We start from the raw sequence: 23,520 nt of genomic DNA, 5'->3' as shown, positions 1-23,520 counted from the left end.
CTAATCGGGCTTTTACGGGCAGTTTATCTCCCACCTAACTTCTTTAGAAAAGCGGAAGCGGCTCGCTCAGAATCGCATGACTTTGGAGCCTCGACAGAGAGGTGCTTTTCGCCTCGTCCGAGGGGGCGAAACGACCGGAGATTCTAGCTGCTAGAGCTAGACAATGCTTTCACCAAATTTTAAGGTGGGAGTATTACTGCCCGTTAATGCGGGATAATTTTTTTCTTCTGATTCAGAAATAAGGAAAATTAAACATATGAATATATAATAAACAGGGCTCGGATATATTCCTGAGCCCTGCTCCAATAAACAATAAGACTTCCAACTCAATAGTATGGGAAATCAGATAAGATAGGTAGGGGATAACCGCTGACATGTACCCGCTTAGTTCAACTAACCATCAGTAGAGGTAACCCTCCTACTGATGGTTGCTTCACTTTATTGCGCTTGTTTACTAACGATAGGAATCGTCGCCCATTTTGGCATATTCTTTTTTATCTTTGCTACCACAATTGTCATATCATCATTAATATATCCATTGTCAGTGCGAATTACGTCTTCCATAATAATATCAGCAATTTCTTGCGGATCTTCCGTTTCCAATTCTTTAATCTTCCGCTTCATCCATACTTCATGATTCTCTACATGTTTTGCACCTTCAAAAATCCCATCACTCATCATTACTAAAATATCACCAGATTTCAATTGTTCACCAACAACATCTACTTCAAAATCCTCAATAATCCCCATCGGTAAGTTGCTTGCTTCTATTTTAAATACTTGATTGCCACGTTTTACAAAACTTGGAGTAGAACCAATCTTTAGAAATTTAGCATTTGCATCACGTAAATCAATCATCGCTAAATCTAATGTTGTAAACATTTCTTCCGTCGTTCGCAATGAAAGAATAGAATTAATCGATTTAATTGCGATTTCCTCATCAATACCTGATTGTAATATCTTTTGTAGTAACTTAACCGTTTCTTTACTTTCCATATGCGCTCGCTTTCCATTTCCCATCCCATCACTAATAGCAAGCGCGTATTTCCCTACACTTAATTCCATCATGGCATAGGAATCACCAGATACAAACCCTCCTCCTTTAGCCGCTGTAGCAAGCCCTGTATCTACAGAAAATGTTTTCGCCGAACCAAATGATACTGTACTGTAACCATTCGGATATGCCGATCGGTCTTCATGTTTCACAACAACTGTTTCTCGTAAAATATCAGACAACATCGGAGCAACAAGCTTTTCACATTCCCCATGCTGATTACATGCAGCAGGAATCAGCATCTCAATATCAATGCTCCCTCGATCTAAACAATAAATATCAACATGTTCAACTTCCACTCCGAAATCACGAAATGCTTGTAAAATTTGTTCCTCTTGTACTTGATGATTTTCCCTTTCCTTTTGAATCTCCTTAGAAAAATCTTCCATAACCTTCGAAACACCCATAAGTTGTTCCGCGACAATTTTACGATTATCCCGCATCTGTTTCTTTAGCTTTTGTCCTTCATAAAAATGTCCTAATTCACCTTCTATTAAACCCGTTACTTTCGCTCCTCTCACGCAATATTTTTCAAAATCACGAAGTAGTTTACGATTATTCTGTAATGTCCCTTCCTCTGTTTCATCCATAAGTTGCCTCATATACTCGTATGTTTTATCAAAATTCACAACCCAGCATTGATCCTTCTTAAAACATGTTTGACATGTCTTAGCAGTAATTGTACTTAAAAACAAATCAGTCTCCGTATCCTTATCCTCATCTTCTACATATCCGTATACAGAAAAACTATTAGATAATGCTTCAAATACATTGGCAAATTGATTAATTTTATTTGCTGTTACATCACGCATTCTTCGCAAATATTGCTGTTGGTCATTAGAATGCTCCTGTGTTCCCGGCATATACTTAGAAAGACGTTCAATGAGAAATTTAGGCATTAATAAAAATAAAGCAATGGCTACACCGGATTCTAACAAAGTCGTCACAATACTTGTTTGTTTATCTACGTATAACGTAATTAAACTTGTACCAATTAACAAACCTAAACTTACACCTATTCGCCTTCCTTCTTTCAATAGCCCCCCTAACAACCCAGAAAACGCCAATAAACTCAATTGATATAAACTTGCTACATTCGCTAAACTTAAAATTAAACCTGTTACAACGCCCACTGTAGAGCCTGTTGCCGCTCCCGCTACAAAGGCAAACACTAATACTAAATATCTCGTAAAAATATGCTGAACTGATAAATCATAAATAAACCAATCTGTTGTACCTGTTAGTACAGATGCGAGCAATATAATTAAACAAACAATTTCTTCTGTTTCTAATGATTGTTGTTTTCCTTTTCGTTCTATTAAAAGCGGAACACTTTGCAAGAAAATCATTGTTAGTACGAAGCTTAATCCTGCTTCTATTGTACTGACCAGCAGATCATACATACCAATTGCACCTTGTGCAAAATAGACAACGATAAGATGGGCCGTTAATGCAGAAATAAATACTTGAAATGGTACAAGGCCAATCGTCTTACTTGTAAAACGACTAAAGAAAATATTATAGATGAAGAATGTAAATATAGATGCAAAGGCAAAGAATAAATTTTCTAATGAAACCGAAAACGCACCAGCCATTAGGGCAAGGAATGCAAGAGCCATTTTATCGCGTTTCATCACATACACAGCAGCGAAAAACGGCAAGGCAAAAGGTAAAATGTTCGTTAAAATATATGCTCTTCCTAAAAGAAAACCAACCAACGCAACCACAAATCCCCATCGAAAGAAAATTTGTTCCAGTTTCAATCTTAATTTGCTTGTCCACTTTACAATTGGCATTTGCCCACGACCTATAGCAAGCGTACTAGAATTTGAATTGACAGTATTCCTTCCTGCTCTTGGCATACTTTGAACACCACCTGCATATTTTATTATTTTTAATTATAAAAGGCATTTTGCGGAATTTTTGTCAAAATAACAGTTTGTAGTACAATAATTGTTCGACTTTTTATACAAAATAGCACCATATATATACAGGCTTATCCCTAAAGATCTCATAAGGTAATTGAATATTCGGAAAATAATAGTTATTTTTGTAGAAGAAACACATACATTTGTAATTTCTTAACACAAAAAAAAGATCATGCATATTTGCATGATCTCTTCATTTATGACCCGTACGGGATTCGAACCCGTGTTACCGCCGTGAAAGGGCGGTGTCTTAACCACTTGACCAACGGGCCGTCAAAAATATATAGCGGCGGAGGGGATCGAACCCCCGACCTCACGGGTATGAACCGTACGCTCTAGCCAGCTGAGCTACACCGCCATGTCGTATTTAACGGACAATTAGTATAATATCTTAAATATCATTTTAAGTCAACATGTTTTAAGTATTTTTTATTCTTTTTTTCTACACACTGTTTTCACCATAAAAAAGCACCCTAAGTAAACACTCCGGGTGCTTCTCTTTATTTTAAAATAAACAGCAAGTTTTATCCGCGACGAGCGCCACGGCCGCCACGTTTTGACTCCGTATTACGCTTTAAAGAAGTTAAACGGTCTTCACTGTCTTTTAAAAAGCGAGCCATCTTTTGCTCAAATGTTTCTTTTTGGTTGCGGTTATCATTGCCACCACGATTGTCTCTGTTAAAAGAGCGATTACGCCCACCAGGGCGTCCAGCGCGTTGATTATCGCGTTGATTATCGCGTTGCTCACCTTCTGCTCTTTCACGTTCTTTCGCTTTTTTAATAGATAAACCAATTTTACCGTCTTTCTCAACGTTAATAACTTTTACTTCTACTTGATCACCCACTTTTAAGTGATCATTAATATCTTTTACATAATTATCAGCAACTTCACTAATATGAACAAGACCTGTTAATCCTTCTGGCAGCTCTACAAAAGCCCCAAAATTTGTAATACCTGTTACTTTACCCTGTAACTTGCTGCCTACCTCGATTGACATAAAAAAAACGCTCCTCCTTAGTGGTTAAAAAGTCAAATTTTACTTCATTATATATAATCTTAAAATATAGTGTCAATACAACACCCACTACTTAGAAATAGGAAAAATTATCTCTTCAGGCTTTGAGAAGTAATAATCTCTTCTAGCAATCTCTAAAACGTAGTCCTCGTCATGTAACTTTTGAATCTCATCTTTCAGCTTCTTTTCTTTCGTCGTTAACGTATCCGTTTCTTTTTTTAGCTCCTTCACTTTTGCTTCTTTAGCATCAAGCGAACTATTTTGTTTATAGAACGTCACACTGATACTTGCAATAATTACAAAAGCAAACACAAAAAATAAAGCTAATCGACGATACAAGCGCTTTCTGCTTTCGTTCGATTGTATTATATGTTCCTTAGCAGAAATTGGATTCTGTTCCGATACATATCTTTGCCTTAGTTCCCTCATTTCCGAGGTCCCCCTAACTTCTTTTTTATAAGCTCCCAAATCAGGGATATATGCTTTTTCATTTTCTTGACATATTTTAAAAGTCCTGCTTGTCTCTTTATAAAAATTTTAACACGGTTAGGGAGAAGTTTCCATATAACAAAAAAAACAAATCGAACAGGAATAAAAATAATTTTCCATATTAAACGTAATATCGCCATAATAAACCGCCACAATCCCATTCCAAATCCAACCAAAAGGCGAAATAAAAATAACGCAAGCGCTATAATTAAATGGATAGAAATTGTAATTGGCTTAACAATAAATAATTGGAAAACACGAACACAAAAATAAAATGTTTGAACAAAAATGTGAATCAGAAAATTCAACACTTTCATGTACATTGCCTTTAACAAACTTTGATATGCAGCAAATCCACAAAGCAATGCTAAAAATACGTACATACGTAGCTCTGCTTCATTTACAAGCAATAGCACATAAAATACAAAAAGAGCTTGGACAATCCAAAATAAAATATCATAAATAAATACAAGCCAACGCTTTCGCTCTCGGCGCTTCAAAAAACGATGATACGTATCTAAAGCTGCTCCAAGCGAAGCACCCATTCCAATCATTGAAAGCATTGTATATAATTGAATAGTTAGGCTCATTTAAATAACTTGCTAAAGAACCCTTTAGCTTTCTCCCCTTGATGCTCATCAATGTAGGCCATCTCATATATTTTCCCTTTAATGGATACAAGCCCTTTTTCAACATCAAGGTTTTTCATTTGCAGATTTTGACCACGTATTGTTAAAAAACCCATAACTGTTTCTAATAAAAATTCTTCGCTATCAAAGCTTTCTACTTGCTTAACCCCCGTAATATCGAGAATGCGTCTTCCTCTCATGACGATATCATGTTCGACAGTAACATTTTGCTGATTAGAAGACGACATTGAATACCCTTTGTTCACGTCCATCCCCCCATAACTTTATACTAGTACCAATGTATGAGGGGACAATTTTTTTTAGAACAAGCTATCTTCTGCTTTTACTTCAACTTTCTCTTCACGAACAATAGTGTATAAATTTGCAGCATCTTCTTTTTTTGTCGTTTCTTTTAATTCATTAATTTTCACAGTAACAACTTTTTGACCGAAACGAATTGTTAATTCATCTTCTACCTTTACAGTTGAACTAGCTTTTGCAGCCTGGCCATTAATCATAATGCGACCTTGATCCGCAACTTCTTTTGCTAACGTTCTTCTTTTGATAAGACGAGATACTTTTAGAAATTTATCTAAACGCATGACGACTCCCCCTTATTCGTTCTCTATTCGTTTTGCCTCTTCCCATAGTGCATCGAGCTCTTTTAAAGAAAGATCTTTCATTTCTTTCTCCATACTAGCAACCTTTGCTTCCATGTATAAAAAACGATTCATAAATTTTTCATTTGTTTTATGAAGCGCTTCTTCCGGATTGATTTTATAGTAGCGGGCAATATTTACAAACGCAAATACTAAGTCACCAAATTCCGCTAACATCTTCTCTTCATCCATAGCTGTCACTTCACGTTGAAATTCTCCCCATTCTTCTCCTACTTTTTCCATCATTGGCTCGACATCATCCCAGTCAAAGCCAACCTTCGCTGCTTCTTTTTGAATTTCATAGGCGCGCATTAGCTGAGGTAAACTTTTAGGAATACCTGATAAAATAGACTCTTTTATATTCCCTTTTTCCTGTTTCTTGATTTCTTCCCAATTCACAACAACATCAGCTGCAGTTTCTGCACTAACATCTCCAAATACATGAGGATGACGACGCACCATTTTTTCAGACAACGTACGAATTACATCATCAATCGAGAACCAACCTTCATCTTCACCAATTTGTGCATGAAGCATCACCTGTAAAAGAACATCACCTAGCTCTTCAACAAGATGATCATCATCTTCCTCATCGATGGCCTCTAACACTTCATACGCTTCCTCAATTAAATATTTCTTTAACGATTGATGCGTTTGTTTTTTATCCCACGGGCATCCATCTGGTCCGCGCAACTCTGCAATAATATTACGCAATACATCAAATTGCTGGTATAGCGACTGTCGATTTAGTACAGGCGGCACGTACACACTTGTTAAATTATTAAGCTCTGCCTCATGATCTAATAAATAGAGCGGTACTTTTTTCACTTGTTCAAACGATGTTCCAGCTGCAGTTACAATATATACTTCATAATCATCTGGAAGCATTTCCATTAATGTTAGTTTGACTTCAGATGCAATAAACGCATCGTATACTTGGCAAAAAATCAAGTGCTGACGAAGCTCTAATTGCCCTCGTTCGAATGACGTTGCGTCAATCAACTGAAACCCTTCAATTGGATCAATTTTTAAACTTGCAAACATTGGATCTAAAAAGCTTTGTCCACCTTCGATACGTACATCAATATTCTCTTTTCTCCCTTTTTGGAGCAAAAGCTGTACAGTACGCTCTGCTACAAGTGGATGACCTGGAACTGCATATAAAATATCAGCATCCTTAGCTTTTTCAATCAATGTGTTAGAAATCGTTTCATATACTTCATCAAACGTATCATACGCTTCATATATATCATCAAAAGATGTGTATAATACACCTTCTTTCTCAAGTTCTCTTATAACTGGATGCTCTTTTGTTCGAACATACATATGCGCGGCTTCTTTCACCTTGCGATATACGCCCATTGTAAGCTGATCTAATTCACCAGCCCCTAATCCTAAAATTGTAATTGTTCTTCTCATAAAGCCCACCTCTATCCACTCTTCTTCAACGAATTTTGTACTTTTTCATGTTTCATAAATGCACCAAGTTCCTTTGCTGTAAATACACGCAGCTTTAAAATTAAAAATACATATAGCAAACCACCAACACTCACGCCTAATAAAGCTTGAATCATCGCGATTTTTCTATGTTCCTCATTAACTTGCACGCCAAACCATTCAAACATATACATAAATCCAGCAAGCACTAACACCATACTTAAAGCGCCAATTATCATACCTACAATAGACTTTCTCTGCATAAGTGAATCATTAACAATTCGAATCAGCAGCATGCTATTCAGTAATGCAATGCACATCAATGCAATCACAGTTGCAATTGCTGCACCGATTACACCAAAATGCGGCATGAGTATACAATTGAGTAATAGCTTTACACACGCACCAATTACAACAAATAAAGCTGGTTTTACCGTTTGTCCCACTCCTTGCAAAATGGATGCCGTTGTAATCGCGAGCGAACTAAACAAGATAGAAATAGATAAAATCCCTAGTACATCGGAGCCAGCGCTATTCTCAAATAGCATAATATCTGCTGGACGAATGATACTCGCGAGTCCTAATGATGCAGCAAGTCCAATCACAAATGTAATTTTCATTGCTAGCTGTACTTTTTCGCGAATAAACACATAATCTCCTCTCTCTTTTGCAGCTGTAATCATCGGAATTAAAGAAAGGGAAAATGACGTTGTCACGACCGTCCCAAGCTGCATAAGAGGAATGCCGCGATCGTATATACCTTTTAACATTTTTGCTATTTCTACCGGCTCTCCGTTCTGAACAAGTAAACTATAAAATGAAATAGAATCCGCCATTTGCATAAAAATTAAAACTAAATTACTAATACAAATAGCAATTCCTTGCCAAAATAATGTACGAATAATGACCTTTTTATTGCGAATCGCTTTAAAACTTTGCAAAAAAATAGCACGAAAATCATTTCGCAAATAAAAAAACAATACAATTACACCGATAAAACCACCTGCTATGGAACCAAACATAGCACCTGCTCCCACCGTATATAAATCAAATCCTTTTGTTATAAGGAATAATGATAAAAATACAATAATGGATACACGAATGGTTTGTTCTATTACTTGCGATACAGCTGTCGGTACCATATTCCCAAATCCTTGAAAATAACCGCGTGCTACAGAGAGAAATGGCATTAATAAAAAAGAAAATGCAATCGTACGAATTAACTTGTCCAAATGAGCATCTCCCATTAAAGATGCAATTGTATGTGCCCCAAGAAATAATACAATACATCCAATACTTCCGATAGCTAATAAAAACCAAAAAGAAACACATATAATGGACTCTGCCTCTTTCCGTTCTCCTCGTTCTAAACGCTCTGCAATCATTTTTGAAATAATGATTGGAAAACCATATGTCGCTAAAATTAAACAAAACCCGTAAAACGGGTAAACTTGCTGATAAATATAAAAACCAATATCACCAGCTATATTTTGATATGGAATACGGTAAAAAGCGCTTAATACTTTTGTAACAAAGCTGGCAATTGTTAATATAATCGCTCCGCGCCAAAAAGCGTGGTACTTCTTCGTCTCCATGACCATACAATCTCCCTTTTTTCTATACTCATCCTACGTATTATATCACAAAGAAAAAAGCGGCCTTCGACTTTGAATACTATCACGTAAAAAAGGTAGCAAAATGCTACCTTTGCAAAAATATATAATTTCATTCCAACAGGCGGTATGTTTACGTGTATCACAAAACACGACCGCCTGCATGAGCCCAATTTATGGGCTAATCATAAGTAAAAAGAATATCCCTTTATTGCTCCATCTGTTTTGCTAAGAAACTTGCTGCTGTATCAACAGCTTTGTGTTCTACGTCACTAATGATGGCTTCTTTTGAAAAAATGATAACAGCTCCAATCGGGTCACCATTTGCGATAATCGGACCAATTGTGTAAGATTGTACTTTTTCTGTTACTCCATCGATAATGGAAATTTCGCTTTCATCTGTCATTACGACTGATTTACGTTCTTCCATCGCTTTCTCAACTAAATCTCCAACGCTTTTATTTAAGTATTCTTTTTTTGACACGCCAGCGACAGCAATAACTGAATCACGGTCACAAACAAGCACGTTATGTCCTAAGCTATCGTATAAAGCATCTGCATACTCTTTAGCAAAATCACCTAATTCGCTAATCGGAGAATATTTCTTTAAAATAACTTCTCCATCGCGATCAACAAAAATTTCTAACGGATCGCCTTCCCGAATACGGAGAGTTCTACGAATTTCTTTCGGGATAACAACCCTTCCTAAATCATCAATTCGACGTACAATTCCAGTTGCTTTCATTCTAATGCTGCCTCACTTTCTACTGATGATAAAAGTCGTGATTTTACCTGTTCATGTAAAAATCACCAACTATTAAGCATAGTATTTTACACATTAGTTCTTCTATACACGTGGAATTGTATTTTTTACCCTCATTTAGGCATTTATCTCTTCTTTTTTCACATCTTTTAAGCCTTTTAGTAAATTTTCGGCAATTGTGAGCCACTTTGATGTTTCTATTTCACGAACATTCATCACAATTTTCAAACGAGAACCTTCCATACCAAGACCAATCATACGTCCAAAACTGCTACCAAGCATAAATAATTTTCCACCATCAATATTTTGACTAGCCTTTTCAGAGAATAGCATCGTAACTTCTTGTTTCGTTTGTTTAATTAATTCAATTTTCTCTTGCATCGCTAACACTTTAATATTTGCAATTTGAAGTAAGTACCCAACTTCTTGCGGATAATCACCGAAGCGATCAATCATTTCTTCTTGTAATTCCTCAATATCCTCAATAGTAGAAACACCCCTAAATTGCTTATACATCATAATTTTTTGTTTGCTATCAGAAATATACGCATCTGGTAAGTATGCATCTACTTCTAGGTCAATTTCAACATCAAGCGTTTGCTCTTCCATGTTCATACCTCTACGCTGCTCGATTGCATCTTTTAGCATTTGTGAATATAAATCAAAACCAACAGAATCAATAAAGCCATGCTGCTCTGCACCTAATAGATTACCAGCCCCACGAATAGATAAATCGCGCATCGCAATTTTAAATCCAGACCCGAGCTCTGTAAATTCCTTAATGGCTTGCAAACGTTTTTCTGCAACTTCAGATAGCACTTTATCGCGTTTATAAGTGAAATATGCATAGGCAACGCGATTTGAGCGCCCTACCCGACCACGCAATTGATACAACTGCGATAATCCCATACGATCTGCATCAAATACGATTAATGTATTTACATTCGGAATATCAACACCCGTTTCAATAATCGTTGTACTTACAAGTACATCATGTTGCCCCTCTAAGAAGGAAAGCATAACAGATTCTAATTCACTTTCATTCATCTTCCCATGCGCAAAGGTTACCCGTGCATCAGGGACAAGCATCGAAATTTCATCTGCTTTTCGCTCAATATCTTCAACGCGATTATATAAAAAGTATATTTGACCACCTCGTGCAAGCTCACGTTCAATCGCTTCACGTATTAACGCTGGATTATATTCTACAACGTACGTTTGCACTGGAAAACGATTTTCTGGCGGTGTTTCAATAACAGATAAATCACGAACACCTAACATAGACATATGAAGCGTACGTGGAATTGGCGTTGCTGTTAATGTTAGTACATCGATATTAGCCTTTAGTTGTTTAATTTTTTCTTTATGTGTTACACCAAATCGTTGTTCTTCATCAATAATAAGTAATCCCAAGTCTTTATATATGACATCTTTTGATAGAAGGCGGTGTGTGCCGATAACAATATCAACAGTACCATCTTTTAATCCTTTAATTGTTTCATTTTGCTGTTTTCTCGTACGGAAGCGACTTAATAATCCAATATTAATTGGATAGTCTTGAAAACGCTCTCGAATTGTTTCATAATGCTGCTGCGCTAAAATTGTCGTTGGTACTAAAATTGCAACTTGTTTTTCATCCATAATTGCTTTAAAAGCAGCACGAATTGCCACTTCTGTTTTTCCGTATCCAACGTCACCGCAAAGTAGGCGATCCATTGGGCGACCGCGCTCCATATCCTTTTTAATTTCCGTAATTGAGCGTAGCTGATCTTCTGTTTCTTGATAAGGGAAAGATGATTCAAATTCCTGTTGTTCAGAAGTATCCGGAGTAAAGGCGTATCCTTTTGAAGCCTCCCGCTCTGCATACAATTTAATTAAATCATCTGCAATATCTTGGACAGATTTTTCTACCTTCGTCTTAACTTTCTTCCAGTCATTCCCACCAAGTTTGTAGATTTTCGGATCTTTCCCTTCAGATCCTACATACTTCTGAACTTGGTCAATTTGCTCAATTGGAACGTATAATTTATCGTTTCCTTGATATTTGATATGCAAATAATCTTTATGAACACGATTAATTTCTAGTGTTTCAATTCCCAAAAATTTACCAATACCATGATTTACATGAACAACATAATCACCAACTTTTAATTCAGAGTAACTTTTAATTCTCTCTGCATTTGAAAGTTTTTGTTTACGCTGTGATTTTTTTACCTTTTTATTAAATAACTCTTTTTCGGTAATAATCGCAAGCTTTTGCATCGGCATTTCAAAGCCTGCATGTAAGTCACCTACCGCAACCTGGACACGCCCCGGAAGCAATACATCCGTTCCTTCAATTATATCTGCTTCAATATCATAATCATTTAAAATGTGTTGCAATTTCTTCGTTCGCTCTTCATTTGCGCCTAGTACAACCGTTGTGAAGCGACTTTTCGTCCATCTATCAATTTCTGTTTTTAATAAATTCATTTGGCCATGAAAGTCTTGCATTGTTTTACATGTCAAATTCACAATATTTTGCGGATGCGTGTTCGGAATATGGCGTAAAAACAGATTCAAGTATAAGAAACTTCGTTTTTTATGATGTAAAAATTGTGCAAAATCATGAGAAAAAGATAAATCTTGAACAATTGCACCATCTCCAAGAAGTGATATATACCATTCCGCCTCTTCTGCTTCTAAATGATCTGCTGTTTCTTGAATTCGAGAAATCTCATCTAGAATGACAACACCATTTTCCGGTAAATATTCTATTAGACTAGCAGGTTCATTATAAAATAAAGATAAATACTTAAACATCTGCTCGATAGTCTGTCCATTTTTCAGTAATTCTAGCTCATATGTTACTGTTTCTAATATTGTTGTTTTTAGTTTCTCATCGGATACTTTTTTTAATGTATTAGCTAAGCTTGATTCTAGCTTCTGCACACCAAGTTCGAGTTCATCTTTAGAAAATACAAATTCCGTAGCAGGACCAAATGATACACTCTCTATCTTCTCTTGCGAACGCTGCTCTTCTACAGTAAAGGAACGGATAGAATCTACTTCTGTATCAAAAAACTCAATACGAATTGGCAGTTCTTCCGTTAACGGATAAATATCTAATATCCCACCGCGAACACTAAATTCTCCAGGTGCCTCTACCATAGATTTACGTTCATATCCCATAGTCGTTAACACACGAAGCAATTCATCAAGATCAATTTCTTGCCCCATATGTAATTCAATTTGCTGTTTCTTCCACATCTCTTTTGCTGGTAGAAAACGACGTAAACCAGCAACAGGAGCCACAATAATCCCCTTTTCTCCAGCTGCTAAACGGTTCAATACTTCAATACGCTGAGCTTTCAGTTCTGGGCTTGCAACACCGATTTCTGATGCAATAGATTCATTTACAGGATATAACCAAACATTCTGCTCTCCAATTAATGAAACTAGATCTTCATATACTTTTTGCGCTTGGTATAAATTATGTGTTATGACAAGCTGTGACTGCTTTGTTTTTTTATATAAACTAGCCATTAATAATGAACGAGAAGAAGTTGCCATACCCGAGATAAGCTGTTCTTTTAATCCTTCTTCTAATCCATCTATAATCGATTGTATTTCTTTATTTTCATAAAACTGCTCTAGTAAACCTATCATTTTTCAAAACTCCTCTCAACATAAAGAGCAAGCTACTATATTTTATGCAAATATTTCGGAAAAAGAAAACAGAAAAATGCTTTGGACAAGCCAAAGCGAAAACATTACATCCCATCCTCTATAAAAAATAAGCATTCTATCTCCATATTTAGAAAAAAGGAGGATAGACGTGTACTCATAATTGTCCAACTAAATATCAGTAGGGAAGCATTCTCTGATAAAAACTTCATTTTTATCCCGCTATTCGCAGGCAGTAAGAGATCCCCACCTCAAGATTCAGAAAAAGCGAAAAAGGCAGGTGGGTGTTAGCTGTCCGTAAAAGCCCGATTGGGCGAGCTTTCCATCAATAGAGAATGAAGAACTCCCCAATGATGGAAGTTTCACTTTATTGTAAGAACAGTTCATACTCATAGTACTTAGGATAGGATGCGAGCGTTTCTTGACACGATTCACAAATTGTTTTTATATATATATTTCCGTTTTCATCAAAATGAATCATTTCTAATCGCTCTTGCTCTGTTAGTTGCCCCAATACAAAGCCATATACTTTTTCCGCTGTAATACTACCTATCTTACATCCACAATGTCTGCAGTAATAATGTCCGTCCATAAATTCCTCCTAGCCGTACAATTATTACTATTATGGATATAACTGTAAGAAAATATTCCATTTCCAAAACGTTAATTATTAAAAGTATTCATAACTTGTAAAAATGGAGTTTTCAGCCATTCTTCACATGCATCTGCACTTTTTTCAATTGCTCGCTCTACTTCTGGCATCTCATCTGCTGTAAAACGCCCTAACACATAATCGACTACCTTCATCCCATTTTTAGGACGATCGATCCCCATACGAATACGTTGAAATTCCTGTGTTCCTAAATGTGCAATCGTTGATTTTACACCGTTATGCCCACCAGCACTACCTTTCATACGAAGTCGTAATTTGCCAACTGGAATATCTAAATCATCGTACATCACTACAAAATCTTCAACATCAATTTTATAGTAATCCATAAGTGGACGAATACTTTCTCCAGATAAATTCATATATGTAAGGGGCTTTAATAAAATAACTTTCTCCCCATTCACAAAACCTGCACCAAATAACCCTTTAAACTTCTGTTCATTTAACGGGATATTCCAACGCTTAGACAATTCATCGATAGCCATGAATCCAATGTTATGCCTTGTTAATTCATATTCTCTCCCTGGGTTACCAAGTCCTACTATTAATTTCATTGTAACACCACTTTCTTCTTTCGATACGAAAAGACGTAACCAAAATTGGTTACGTCTCATTCTATCCAATTAATTAAATAGTACACTTACAGATTCTTCTTCGTAAACACGAATAATTGCTTCGCCAATTAATGGAGCAACAGAAAGTTCTTGTACTTTATCAATTTTCTTCTCTTCTGGTAATAAGATAGAGTTTGTTACAACTAACTCTTTAATGTTTGAATTTTGAATACGTTCAATTGCTGGACCAGATAAAACTGGATGTGTACAGCAAGCATATACCTCAGAAGCACCGTTCTCTACAAGAGCGTTTGCTGCTAATGTAATTGTACCAGCTGTATCAATGATGTCATCAATTAAAATTGCTGTTTTACCTTCGATATTACCTACGATATTCATTACTTCTGCTACGTTTGGACGCGGACGGCGTTTATCAATAATAGCGATTGGCGCTTTTAAACGATCTGCCATTTTTCTCGCGCGTGTTACACCACCGTGGTCAGGAGATACAATTACGATATCCTTAAGACCTTTCTTCTCAAAGTAATCAGAAAGAATAGGTACACCCATTAAATGGTCGATTGGAATATCAAAGAATCCTTGAATTTGTGGAGCATGTAAATCTAGAGTAATTACACGAGTAGCACCCGCTGTTTCAAGTAAGTTTGCAACAAGCTTCGCTGTAATCGGCTCACGAGAACGTGCTTTACGATCTTGACGTGCATAGCCATAGTAAGGAATAACAATGTTAATTGTTTTCGCAGATGCACGTTTTAACGCATCAATCATAATAAGCAATTCCATAATATGCTCGTTTACTGGGAAACTTGTAGATTGGATGATAAATACATCGCAACCACGAATACTTTCTTCAATGTTAATTTGAATTTCTCCATCACTAAAACGTGCAACAGAACATTTTCCTAATTCTACTCCAATGTGTTTTGCAATTTGCTCAGCCAGCGCCTTGTTAGAATTTAAAGAAAACACTTTCAAATTAGAATTTAGATATTGATTAGACATCTAGATTAACCCTCCACATTATGAATTTTTCTTGTTCAGCAATTGATCAACATAGTCTTCTTTGTTAACTTGACGTGCACGTGCAATTGATAATGCTTTTGATGGAACATGCTCTGTAATTGTAGAGCCTGCCGCAACATAAGCACCATCTTCAACTGTTACAGGAGCAACAAGGTTTGAATTACAACCAATAAATACGCCATCTCCAATAACTGTTTTAAATTTATTCTTGCCATCATAGTTCACTGTAATTGAACCACACCCAAGATTCACGTCTTCTCCAACTTGTGCATCTCCGATATAACTTAAGTGTGAAGCTTTACTTCTATTACCGAAAACAGTCTTTTTAATTTCTACGAAGTTTCCAACGCGCACTTCATTACCAATAACAGATTGCGGGCGGATATGAGCAAATGGCCCAATTGCAACATCAGTACCAATCTTACTATCATGAACTGTAGATTGGCGAATTGTTGTATTATCTCCCACTTCACTATCACGGATTACTGTATGCGGTCCAACTTCACAATTTGACCCAATAACAGTATAACCTTCAATAATTGTCCCCGGATAAATAACCGTATCATTACCGATTTTTGCATCGACAGAAATATACGTGTTGTTCGGATCAATAATTGTAACACCATTCACCATGTGTTTACGGTTAATACGTTTTTTCATAATGTCTTCCGCTTGCGATAGAGCGACTCTGTCGTTAACCCCTAACGTTTCATCGAAATGCTCTGTTTGATAGGCAGATACAATATGACCTTCATTTTTCAAAATCTCAATTACATCTGGAAGGTAATATTCCCCTTGTACATTTTCATTAGAAACTTTAGAAAGAGAAGCAAATAGCGCTTTATTATCAAAACAATACGTACCTGTATTTATTTCTTTAATAGCTCTCTCTACTTCATTTGCATCTTTATGTTCGACAATTTTTTCAACATGACCATTTTCATTACGAACAATTCGTCCATAACCAGCTGGTTCCTCTATGCAGGCTGTTAGTACTGTTGCCTTTGCACCTGCTTCTTCATGCTGTTTTAACAGAGCTTCCATTGTTTCCGCTGTAATAAGAGGCGTATCACCACAAATTACTAATGTTGTTCCTTCTTCATTCCCCAGTGCATCAGCTGCTTGCATAACGGCATGCGCTGTTCCTAGCTGCTCTGTTTGCAATGCAAATTCACTTGCACTTCCTAATTGATCTCGTACCTTTTCAGCGCCGTGTCCAACAACCGTAACAAGTTTCTGTACTTCTAGCTGAGAGACTTGATCAACTACATGCTGTACCATCGGTTTCCCACATACAGGATGTAGTACTTTGTATAGACTTGACTTCATACGCGTACCTTTTCCTGCAGCAAGAATCACTGCAAATCTTTTTGACATATAGACCCTCCATCGCAACCTATTTATCCATTAAAGATATTATCTTAAATAATTATATATTTCAAGAAACACTGCATAACTATTAAATTTTACCATAACTTTTATGTAATGTTTTATTATTTAGTATCTTTTTTTATGAAATAAGCTATACTATTTCTTTTTAAGAGGAGATTGAGGAAGAAAGTATATAAAGTTCAATTAACCATCAGCGAGTTTTTTCACCCACCACTGATGCTGAATTGAACAAATCGGAGTCTAACTGCTTGTTAATGTGGAATAAACAAAAACAAACTCCTGTAAGCATTTACAGGAGTTTGCCAAAATTATAGAGCTCTTATTATAGAGCCCTCCTTATTCGAATTTTACGAAGCTCCAGCTTCTTCAAACTCAACTTCTTCTAACTCGCCTAAACGGTGATACTCAGTTAAAACCGCATCTTGAATTTTAGAACGAGTATTAGAATTAATTGGATGAGCAATATCACGGAACTCTCCATCTGGAGTACGTTTACTTGGCATTGCTACAAATAACCCATTATTGCCATCAATTACACGAATATCATGAACAACAAACTCATGGTCTAGTGTAATAGAAGCAATCGCTCGCATGCGGCCCTCTGTGTTTACGCGGCGTAATCTTACGTCAGTCACTTCCATCTTGTGTTCACCACCCTTTTTCTAAATAAGCGATATATTTCTATAAATTCCACAAATTTTCTATTTTTCCTTCAATTTTTTAAAAATTTTTAAGATAAAATTTTTTAATTCAATCGAATATTGAAATATATAGAGGCTATCGCTTATCCATTCTTATTTCACAAGGGCAATGACTTCAATTTCAACTGATACATCTTTTGGTAACTTTGCTACTTGTACACAAGAACGCGCCGGTTTATGTACAGAAAAATATGTACTATATACTTCATTCACCGCATCAAAATCATTCATATCTTTTAAAAATACAGTGGTTTTTACAACTGTTTCAAATGATGCTCCAGCTTCCGTTAATACCGCTTGTAAATTTCGAAACACTTGCTCTGTTTGTTCCTTTACATCTCCAGTCAAAAGTTCACCAGTTACTGTTAAAGGAATTTGTCCGGAGCTGTAAAACATATTATTTACAATAATACCTTGTGAATATGGACCAATTGCTTGTGGTGCTTCATTTGTTTGAACTACTTTCATCATTTTTCACCCTTTTATATTTTTTATCCCGCTTTTACAAACTAACCCCTACAGGAAAACTGCAGTTTTAGCAGGCGGTAAGCCCCCCAGAATCGAGAGCCTACCGTCTGCTAAAACATATCTATTGAAATGAATCTGGAATCCCTAAAACCAAAAATCAGGTAAGGGCCTTGCAACCCTAAAATAGCAGGATAAATGTTTCACTTTATAAAAAAAGATAAAGCAGTTGCTTTATCTTTTCTCTACTCTAGCGCATAGCATCTTTTTTAAACCACTCTATTAAGAAGATTATTTATCCTGCTACTTGCCACCCGATTGGTAAGAGTTTTTCGTCAGTGAGGGCTAAAAACCCTCTACTTATAAAAATTTCACTTTACCTCACTCAGTATCTACAATCATATCAGCAAACGGACTCAAAGAGTAATTCCCTTTTTCCACTTGAATCGTCTTTTCTTTCACATCTACTTCAGACAAGCGAATTAATGAAACAAACTTATCAACAAGTCTTTCCTCAATATCACTTGATTCCACTAAAACACCAATACCCACTACATTAGCATTAAATTCCTCAAGCATGCTCATCATACCTTGCACAGTTCCGCCAGCCTTCATAAAATCATCAATGATTAATACATTCGCGCCTTCTGGAAGACTGCGCTTTGCTAATGTCATCGTTTGTATACGCTTAGAAGAACCTGATACATAATTAATACTTACCGTTGGGCCTTCTGTTACTTTATTATCTTTTCTAGCAATCACAACTGGGACGTCTAAGTAATTGGCTACTGCATATGCCAAAGGAATCCCTTTTGTTGCAACTGTCATAACAGCGTCAATTGGCTGTCTCGCAAATACAGAAGCAAAGAGTCTCCCTGCACCATTAATGTAGCGCGGGTTACTTAAAAGATCCGTCATATATAAATAACCGCCTGGAAGAATGCGATCAGGATTCTCAAATAAATTACAAAGCTCATTAATAATTTGCGTTGCTTCCTCCTGGCTTATATATGGGATATATTTCACTCCTCCTGCTGCACCTGGTACCGTTTGTAATGTGCCGACTCCTTGTTGTTCAAACGTTTGTTTAATAATGACTAAGTCTTCACTAATAGAAGATTTAGCAGATTGATACCGCTCAGCAAAAAAAGTGAGAGAAACTAACTGACGAGGATTTTGAAGCAAATAATAAGTCATATCGACCAACCTTGTACTTCGTCTGATTTTCACGCTCTCACCTCAAATTACGAATATTTTAAACAAATCATAACTTATTATACGTATTTATTCAAGACTTTCTCGCTCTCCTAATAAACGTACTGCATATACTTGATCACAAAATCCTTTTAGTCCGTTATAAATACGGTGCATGCGTGAATCGTGACGAACTAGACCAAAGACCGTAGGCCCACTACCACTCATTAAAACTGCATCTGCACCAAAACGTTTCATCTGCGCTTTAATATGTGCAACTTCAGGATGCATTGAAAATGTTACATCCTCTAACACATTACCAACCGTCTGACAAATCCCTTCATAGTTACCAGTTTGAATCATTTCCACCATACAATCTACATCTGGGTGGTTTACACGATCTAATCGTAAATTTCCATATACATCCGCTGTTGATACACCAATATGCGGTTTTGCTAAAATAACCCAGAAAGAAGGCGGTGTCTTAATATGTTCAATTTTCTCCCCACGGCCTGTTGCAATGGCAGTTCCACCATATACACAAAATGATACATCTGATCCAATTTCGGCACCTAATTCTGCAAGTTCATCAATTGTAAGTCCAAGATTCCATAGTTTATTCAAACCGCGTAACGCTGCAGCCGCATCGCTGCTTCCACCCGCTAGTCCTGCTGCAACTGGAATTGTTTTCTCAATTGCAATAGAGACTCCTCTTTTTACTTGAAATCGTTCCTTTAACAGCTTTGCCGCTTGATAGGCTAAATTTCTTTGGTCGTCTGGGACATAACGATTATGAGATACGATTTCAATCCGGTCTTCAGATAAATCTGTTAGTTCTAACCGATCTGCTAAATCAATTGTTGTCATAATCATTTTAACTTCATGATAACCGTCTGACCTTTTTCCTAGTACATCTAACGACAAATTAATTTTTGCTGGTGCTTTAACTAGTAGCTTCAATCTATTCACCTACTCTATGTACTCAATCTTTTATCGTTTATTTTACCATAAATTTATAGTAGAACGATGACACTTCCCTAATTATAACGAAAAGCACCAAGAATGAAACTACTTATACCACTTTTTCGCGTGCAAAAAGCCGAGGAGCATCTCCTCGGCCACCGTAGCATAGAAGTATCTTACCGTTACTGGTTTTGTTTCATCAATTGCTGCTCTGCAATTTCAATTGCACGCTTAACCATGTTACCAGCATCTTTCGCACGAATTCCGCCCCATCCTTCTTTTTGCACAACATCATAAAATCCAAGCTCTTTTGCGAGCTCTTCTTTAAATTGGTTTGACATGACTCCTTTTCGTCTACTCAATGCAAGCCCCCCTTTATAGCTACGGTACATTTAGTATGTGACTTCACCACTTTCTTCAATTCCGGAAAATATATGTAATCAAGCAAAAATCATCCTTAAACAGACTGTTCCCCTAACATGATTTCATTATCTTGTGCATCATAAAATGTAAGTTCAACTGTTTCTGTTAATACGTCTGCATAGCTGTAAGAAACACGTTGAAATGTATCTTCTTGTTGATCAAGTTGAACTACAAAAACAGAACGATATGTTTCTGCTAACACACCAGATCGTTCTATCGTTTTTCTTCGACCACTATTCGCTTTGAGCATAAGCCTCTGGCCAAGATGATGGTCCAGTGCACTTTTGATTTCGTCTAAACGTTTCGACATATCGTGTTACACCTCGCTGTAATTGGTATGGAACGTATAAAAATATAAATCATATATGTATAGTCTGTACGTTCTTATACTTTTTTATCCAAATTCCTAACAGCAAACAGGTAAAAAGCAAGGCAAATACTTACCTTGCTCATTCTTCATAATATTGAAAAGGCATTCCCGTTCGCAAAATCCCTTTCGTTTCAACTCCGCCAAGTCCCTTCTCGCCAGTTACCGTGTTACGCACTACATCCCATACATTGACCCGTTCCATAAAAGAAGTAAAGCTCACTTTTGCTACAACATATACCGGATCTAATGCATGAATATTAATACGAGACGGAGAACTTGCAAAATTGGCTCCAGCGCGAATAAGAGCTTCAAAATGCGATTGACACGCCCCGGCAAAAATAACAAGGTTATCTAATGAAGGATACTTCTTTCGTACTGTACGTACGGCCTGTACAAAGTGCTTAGAATGACGGTAGGCTGCTAAATTTCCCATTTCTCCTTTTGACTTTGTATAGGCGTCATGCCCAGTAATCACTAAAATATCAGGACGAACATGTTCAATTAAATCTAGAACCTTTTCGTGCATCTCCGTTTCTTTACAATGAACCCCCTGTACTGGCACACCGATTTTTGTATATAAATCTAAACATTTTCTTAAATATAAAGGATCCCCATCAAGGTGGAGCACTTTACCTGGCATTTGAAAGTAATTTACCTCATTTGTATAACCACCTGTTGATTGATATTCATGACGCTGTCTCATTAATACATAATCTTGTTGAAATAAACGATATGTCTTTTCCATTGTTTCTCGTTCCTGCTTCACCCTTTTCGTATAATCCCGTTGATCGACAAGAACTAAATCGTCTATTGGTGCATCTGCTACGAGCCGAAATTCTTCCCCAAACAAAATCGCTATCGTATCTTTTATTTCTGTTACTCGAAAAAGAAGGTCGCGCTGATAGGACTTCCTCTCTACTAAATCTCCAACGTGTACAGCCATTTTTCTACCTCCAAACTCATAGGGACATATAACTCACTACGTTCTGTTTTAACCTATGAACTTACAGAAAAAAGGGTGACAAAAAAGGCAGCTCAGAACGAGCTACCTTTTACATTTTATATGAAAATAAAGCATTACTTAGCTTTGCAAACTCTTCAATTGATAATGTTTCTCCTCTTCGTTTCGGATCAATTTCAACTTCCGCTAATATACGCTCAAGTAATATTTTATCCTTTGGAAAACCATTTAAGTTATTAGATAAGTTATTCATTAATGTTTTACGTCGCTGCGCAAAGCTAGCTCTCACCACTTCAAAGAAGAATGCTTCATCTTTTACCTCTACAAGTGGCTTTGGACGTCTTAATAAACGAATAACTGCTGAATCTACATTTGGCTGTGGTACAAATACTGTACGAGGAACTGTCATCACTGTTTCAGGTTCTGTATAATATTGAATCGCAATTGATAACGAACCATAATCTTTTGTTCCTGGACGAGCCGCTAAACGATCTGCTACTTCTTTTTGCATCATGACCACAAAACCACGCACTGGTAATTGTTCTTCTAATAGCTTAAATAAAATTGGTGTTGTCACATAGTAAGGTAAATTTGCTACAACCATTACATCTTGACCTTCTGTAAACTGCTCTTGAAATACTCCAATTACATCAGCTTTTAAAATATCCTTATTAATTACCGTCACGTGATTATAAGGCGCTAATGTCTCTTCCAAAATAGGTAAAAGACGTTGATCAATTTCAAACGCTACAACTTTCTTAGCACGTTTAGCCAATTGCTCTGTTAACGCTCCAATACCAGGCCCAATCTCAATTGCCCCACTCTCGGGTCCAATTTCCGCATAATCCACAATACGATTTAACACATTTGTATCAATTAAAAAGTTTTGCCCTAAACTCTTTTTAAATGAAAACCCATACTTTTCAACAATATCTTTCGTACGATTTGGCGTTGCAATATCTTTCATTTCTTTTCCTCCTGTAATATTTGCTCATACGCTTTTGCAAAATCCTGCTTTGAAATTTGAAACATTTGCAAACGTTTATGTAACTGTTTTGCATTTGTATAACCAATCTTTAATAGCTTACCCATTCGTTCCCTGCGACTTTTTGCTTTTTCTCCGCCAACGAGTCCGGCTTCTACTAAGTCAATCCAATCAATTTCACTCGTGTATGCTTCCATCTCTCCGTGTAAATTTTCTAAAGCGCGTCGAATGGATTCATTAGAAGCATGCTCAATTCCAACACCCTTCTTCCGCTTCGCTAACGCTTCTTCTTTCGGTAAGAAGGCGTGTTTACACCCTGGTACTTTCTCAGAAATAATTTTACGAATACGCTCTCCTGGATAATCAGGATCTGTAAAAATAATCACACCTCGTGTTTGCTGTGCCAATTTTACCTGTTCAATAACATGATCTCCAATTGCCGAACCGTTCGTTTCAATTGTATCTGCATCTACTGCACGCTTAATGGCAACTGTATCATCCTTACCTTCTACAACAATTATTTCTTTAATCTTCATAACTTCCT

At 36.6% G+C, this 23,520-nt stretch carries 23 protein-coding genes and 2 tRNA genes; all 25 read right to left on the bottom strand.

The window, feature by feature from the left end; all coding sequences use genetic code 11:
• Positions 1 to 438: 438 nt before the first annotated feature.
• On the bottom strand, positions 439 to 2,916 hold the full coding sequence (spoIIE, locus tag ACFQZ1_RS05420; protein WP_377881088.1) for a stage II sporulation protein E: 2,478 nt from the start codon (positions 2,914 to 2,916) through the stop codon (positions 439 to 441).
• A gap of 266 nt (positions 2,917 to 3,182) precedes the next feature.
• Positions 3,183 to 3,254: transfer RNA gene (locus tag ACFQZ1_RS05415), tRNA-Glu, on the bottom strand.
• A gap of 12 nt (positions 3,255 to 3,266) precedes the next feature.
• Positions 3,267 to 3,340: transfer RNA gene (locus ACFQZ1_RS05410), tRNA-Met, on the bottom strand.
• Positions 3,341 to 3,506: 166 nt separating this feature from the next.
• The gene (locus ACFQZ1_RS05405) at positions 3,507 to 3,980 is read right to left on the bottom strand and encodes a S1 domain-containing RNA-binding protein (protein WP_377881087.1); all 474 of its coding nucleotides are present in this window, start codon (positions 3,978 to 3,980) and stop codon (positions 3,507 to 3,509) included.
• 87 nt (positions 3,981 to 4,067) lie between these two features.
• The gene (divIC, locus tag ACFQZ1_RS05400; protein WP_377881086.1) at positions 4,068 to 4,427 is read right to left on the bottom strand and encodes a cell division protein DivIC; all 360 of its coding nucleotides are present in this window, start codon (positions 4,425 to 4,427) and stop codon (positions 4,068 to 4,070) included.
• Positions 4,424 to 5,077 carry a spore cortex biosynthesis protein YabQ gene (yabQ, locus tag ACFQZ1_RS05395; RefSeq protein WP_377881085.1) on the bottom strand — a complete coding sequence of 218 codons (654 nt, stop codon included), beginning with the start codon at positions 5,075 to 5,077 and terminating at the stop codon, positions 4,424 to 4,426. Before yabQ ends, divIC begins: the two co-directional genes overlap by 4 nt.
• A complete protein-coding gene (yabP, locus tag ACFQZ1_RS05390; protein WP_377881105.1) occupies positions 5,074 to 5,364 on the bottom strand; it encodes a sporulation protein YabP in 291 nt (96 codons plus the stop codon). The genes yabQ and yabP overlap by 4 nt, the downstream gene beginning before the upstream one ends.
• Positions 5,365 to 5,436: 72 nt before the next feature.
• A complete protein-coding gene (locus ACFQZ1_RS05385; RefSeq protein ID WP_336484613.1) occupies positions 5,437 to 5,718 on the bottom strand; it encodes an RNA-binding S4 domain-containing protein in 282 nt (93 codons plus the stop codon).
• Between the two features lie 12 nt (positions 5,719 to 5,730).
• Entirely contained in the window at positions 5,731 to 7,194 is a 1,464-nt protein-coding gene (gene yabN / locus ACFQZ1_RS05380; protein WP_377881083.1) for a bifunctional methyltransferase/pyrophosphohydrolase YabN, read from the bottom strand.
• An 11-nt stretch (positions 7,195 to 7,205) separates the two neighbouring features.
• Positions 7,206 to 8,807, bottom strand: a complete 1,602-nt coding sequence (locus tag ACFQZ1_RS05375) for a putative polysaccharide biosynthesis protein (RefSeq protein WP_377881081.1) — start codon at positions 8,805 to 8,807, stop codon at positions 7,206 to 7,208.
• 226 nt (positions 8,808 to 9,033) lie between these two features.
• Complete coding sequence (gene spoVT / locus ACFQZ1_RS05370; protein WP_377881080.1) at positions 9,034 to 9,570, bottom strand: stage V sporulation protein T; 537 nt, start codon at positions 9,568 to 9,570, stop codon at positions 9,034 to 9,036.
• Positions 9,571 to 9,705: 135 nt separating this feature from the next.
• The gene (gene mfd, locus ACFQZ1_RS05365) at positions 9,706 to 13,236 is read right to left on the bottom strand and encodes a transcription-repair coupling factor (RefSeq protein ID WP_377881079.1); all 3,531 of its coding nucleotides are present in this window, start codon (positions 13,234 to 13,236) and stop codon (positions 9,706 to 9,708) included.
• 385 nt (positions 13,237 to 13,621) lie between these two features.
• On the bottom strand, positions 13,622 to 13,846 hold the full coding sequence (locus tag ACFQZ1_RS05360; protein WP_377881078.1) for an anti-sigma-F factor Fin: 225 nt from the start codon (positions 13,844 to 13,846) through the stop codon (positions 13,622 to 13,624).
• 71 nt (positions 13,847 to 13,917) lie between these two features.
• A complete protein-coding gene (gene pth / locus ACFQZ1_RS05355) occupies positions 13,918 to 14,478 on the bottom strand; it encodes an aminoacyl-tRNA hydrolase (protein WP_377881077.1) in 561 nt (186 codons plus the stop codon).
• Positions 14,479 to 14,547: 69 nt separating this feature from the next.
• Positions 14,548 to 15,501: a ribose-phosphate diphosphokinase gene (locus tag ACFQZ1_RS05350; protein WP_377881076.1), complete on the bottom strand. Its 954-nt coding sequence runs from the start codon at positions 15,499 to 15,501 to the stop codon at positions 14,548 to 14,550.
• 18 nt (positions 15,502 to 15,519) lie between these two features.
• Complete coding sequence (glmU, locus tag ACFQZ1_RS05345) at positions 15,520 to 16,899, bottom strand: bifunctional UDP-N-acetylglucosamine diphosphorylase/glucosamine-1-phosphate N-acetyltransferase GlmU (RefSeq protein ID WP_377881075.1); 1,380 nt, start codon at positions 16,897 to 16,899, stop codon at positions 15,520 to 15,522.
• Between the two features lie 362 nt (positions 16,900 to 17,261).
• Positions 17,262 to 17,555: a septation regulator SpoVG gene (gene spoVG / locus ACFQZ1_RS05340; RefSeq protein ID WP_000454042.1), complete on the bottom strand. Its 294-nt coding sequence runs from the start codon at positions 17,553 to 17,555 to the stop codon at positions 17,262 to 17,264.
• A gap of 153 nt (positions 17,556 to 17,708) precedes the next feature.
• Positions 17,709 to 18,086 (bottom strand): RidA family protein, encoded by a 378-nt coding sequence (locus ACFQZ1_RS05335; protein WP_377881074.1) that lies wholly within the window; start codon positions 18,084 to 18,086, stop codon positions 17,709 to 17,711.
• A gap of 375 nt (positions 18,087 to 18,461) precedes the next feature.
• Positions 18,462 to 19,310 carry a pur operon repressor gene (gene purR, locus ACFQZ1_RS05330; protein ID WP_377881072.1) on the bottom strand — a complete coding sequence of 283 codons (849 nt, stop codon included), beginning with the start codon at positions 19,308 to 19,310 and terminating at the stop codon, positions 18,462 to 18,464.
• Between the two features lie 54 nt (positions 19,311 to 19,364).
• Positions 19,365 to 20,234 carry a 4-(cytidine 5'-diphospho)-2-C-methyl-D-erythritol kinase gene (gene ispE / locus ACFQZ1_RS05325; protein WP_377881070.1) on the bottom strand — a complete coding sequence of 290 codons (870 nt, stop codon included), beginning with the start codon at positions 20,232 to 20,234 and terminating at the stop codon, positions 19,365 to 19,367.
• Positions 20,235 to 20,419: 185 nt separating this feature from the next.
• Positions 20,420 to 20,599 carry an acid-soluble spore protein SspF gene (sspF, locus tag ACFQZ1_RS05320; RefSeq protein WP_371932392.1) on the bottom strand — a complete coding sequence of 60 codons (180 nt, stop codon included), beginning with the start codon at positions 20,597 to 20,599 and terminating at the stop codon, positions 20,420 to 20,422.
• 95 nt (positions 20,600 to 20,694) lie between these two features.
• Entirely contained in the window at positions 20,695 to 20,970 is a 276-nt protein-coding gene (gene veg / locus ACFQZ1_RS05315; protein WP_035433605.1) for a biofilm formation stimulator Veg, read from the bottom strand.
• 139 nt (positions 20,971 to 21,109) lie between these two features.
• A complete protein-coding gene (yabG, locus tag ACFQZ1_RS05310; protein ID WP_377881069.1) occupies positions 21,110 to 21,973 on the bottom strand; it encodes a sporulation peptidase YabG in 864 nt (287 codons plus the stop codon).
• Between the two features lie 109 nt (positions 21,974 to 22,082).
• The gene (gene rsmA / locus ACFQZ1_RS05305; RefSeq protein ID WP_377881068.1) at positions 22,083 to 22,958 is read right to left on the bottom strand and encodes a 16S rRNA (adenine(1518)-N(6)/adenine(1519)-N(6))-dimethyltransferase RsmA; all 876 of its coding nucleotides are present in this window, start codon (positions 22,956 to 22,958) and stop codon (positions 22,083 to 22,085) included.
• On the bottom strand, positions 22,955 to 23,512 hold the full coding sequence (gene rnmV, locus ACFQZ1_RS05300) for a ribonuclease M5 (RefSeq protein ID WP_377881067.1): 558 nt from the start codon (positions 23,510 to 23,512) through the stop codon (positions 22,955 to 22,957). The genes rsmA and rnmV overlap by 4 nt, the downstream gene beginning before the upstream one ends.
• Positions 23,513 to 23,520 lie beyond the last annotated feature (8 nt).

This window comes from Bacillus sp. CGMCC 1.60114, from assembly GCF_042676365.1.
Classification (GTDB): domain Bacteria; phylum Bacillota; class Bacilli; order Bacillales; family Bacillaceae_G; genus Bacillus_A; species Bacillus_A rhizoplanae_A.
This window is presented reverse-complemented; position numbering and strand designations above follow the sequence as displayed.

Coding starts and splice junctions, on each gene's coding strand:
- spoIIE (WP_377881088.1), bottom strand. CDS start 2,916: ATGCCAAGAGCAGGAAGGAATACTGTCAATTCAAATTCTAGTACGCTT.
- ACFQZ1_RS05405 (WP_377881087.1), bottom strand. CDS start 3,980: ATGTCAATCGAGGTAGGCAGCAAGTTACAGGGTAAAGTAACAGGTATT.
- divIC (WP_377881086.1), bottom strand. CDS start 4,427: ATGAGGGAACTAAGGCAAAGATATGTATCGGAACAGAATCCAATTTCT.
- yabQ (WP_377881085.1), bottom strand. CDS start 5,077: ATGAGCCTAACTATTCAATTATATACAATGCTTTCAATGATTGGAATG.
- yabP (WP_377881105.1), bottom strand. CDS start 5,364: ATGTCGTCTTCTAATCAGCAAAATGTTACTGTCGAACATGATATCGTC.
- ACFQZ1_RS05385 (WP_336484613.1), bottom strand. CDS start 5,718: ATGCGTTTAGATAAATTTCTAAAAGTATCTCGTCTTATCAAAAGAAGA.
- yabN (WP_377881083.1), bottom strand. CDS start 7,194: ATGAGAAGAACAATTACAATTTTAGGATTAGGGGCTGGTGAATTAGAT.
- ACFQZ1_RS05375 (WP_377881081.1), bottom strand. CDS start 8,807: ATGGAGACGAAGAAGTACCACGCTTTTTGGCGCGGAGCGATTATATTA.
- spoVT (WP_377881080.1), bottom strand. CDS start 9,570: ATGAAAGCAACTGGAATTGTACGTCGAATTGATGATTTAGGAAGGGTT.
- mfd (WP_377881079.1), bottom strand. CDS start 13,236: ATGATAGGTTTACTAGAGCAGTTTTATGAAAATAAAGAAATACAATCG.
- ACFQZ1_RS05360 (WP_377881078.1), bottom strand. CDS start 13,846: ATGGACGGACATTATTACTGCAGACATTGTGGATGTAAGATAGGTAGT.
- pth (WP_377881077.1), bottom strand. CDS start 14,478: ATGAAATTAATAGTAGGACTTGGTAACCCAGGGAGAGAATATGAATTA.
- ACFQZ1_RS05350 (WP_377881076.1), bottom strand. CDS start 15,501: ATGTCTAATCAATATCTAAATTCTAATTTGAAAGTGTTTTCTTTAAAT.
- glmU (WP_377881075.1), bottom strand. CDS start 16,899: ATGTCAAAAAGATTTGCAGTGATTCTTGCTGCAGGAAAAGGTACGCGT.
- spoVG (WP_000454042.1), bottom strand. CDS start 17,555: ATGGAAGTGACTGACGTAAGATTACGCCGCGTAAACACAGAGGGCCGC.
- ACFQZ1_RS05335 (WP_377881074.1), bottom strand. CDS start 18,086: ATGATGAAAGTAGTTCAAACAAATGAAGCACCACAAGCAATTGGTCCA.
- veg (WP_035433605.1), bottom strand. CDS start 20,970: ATGTCGAAACGTTTAGACGAAATCAAAAGTGCACTGGACCATCATCTT.
- yabG (WP_377881069.1), bottom strand. CDS start 21,973: ATGGCTGTACACGTTGGAGATTTAGTAGAGAGGAAGTCCTATCAGCGC.
- rsmA (WP_377881068.1), bottom strand. CDS start 22,958: ATGAAAGATATTGCAACGCCAAATCGTACGAAAGATATTGTTGAAAAG.
- rnmV (WP_377881067.1), bottom strand. CDS start 23,512: ATGAAGATTAAAGAAATAATTGTTGTAGAAGGTAAGGATGATACAGTT.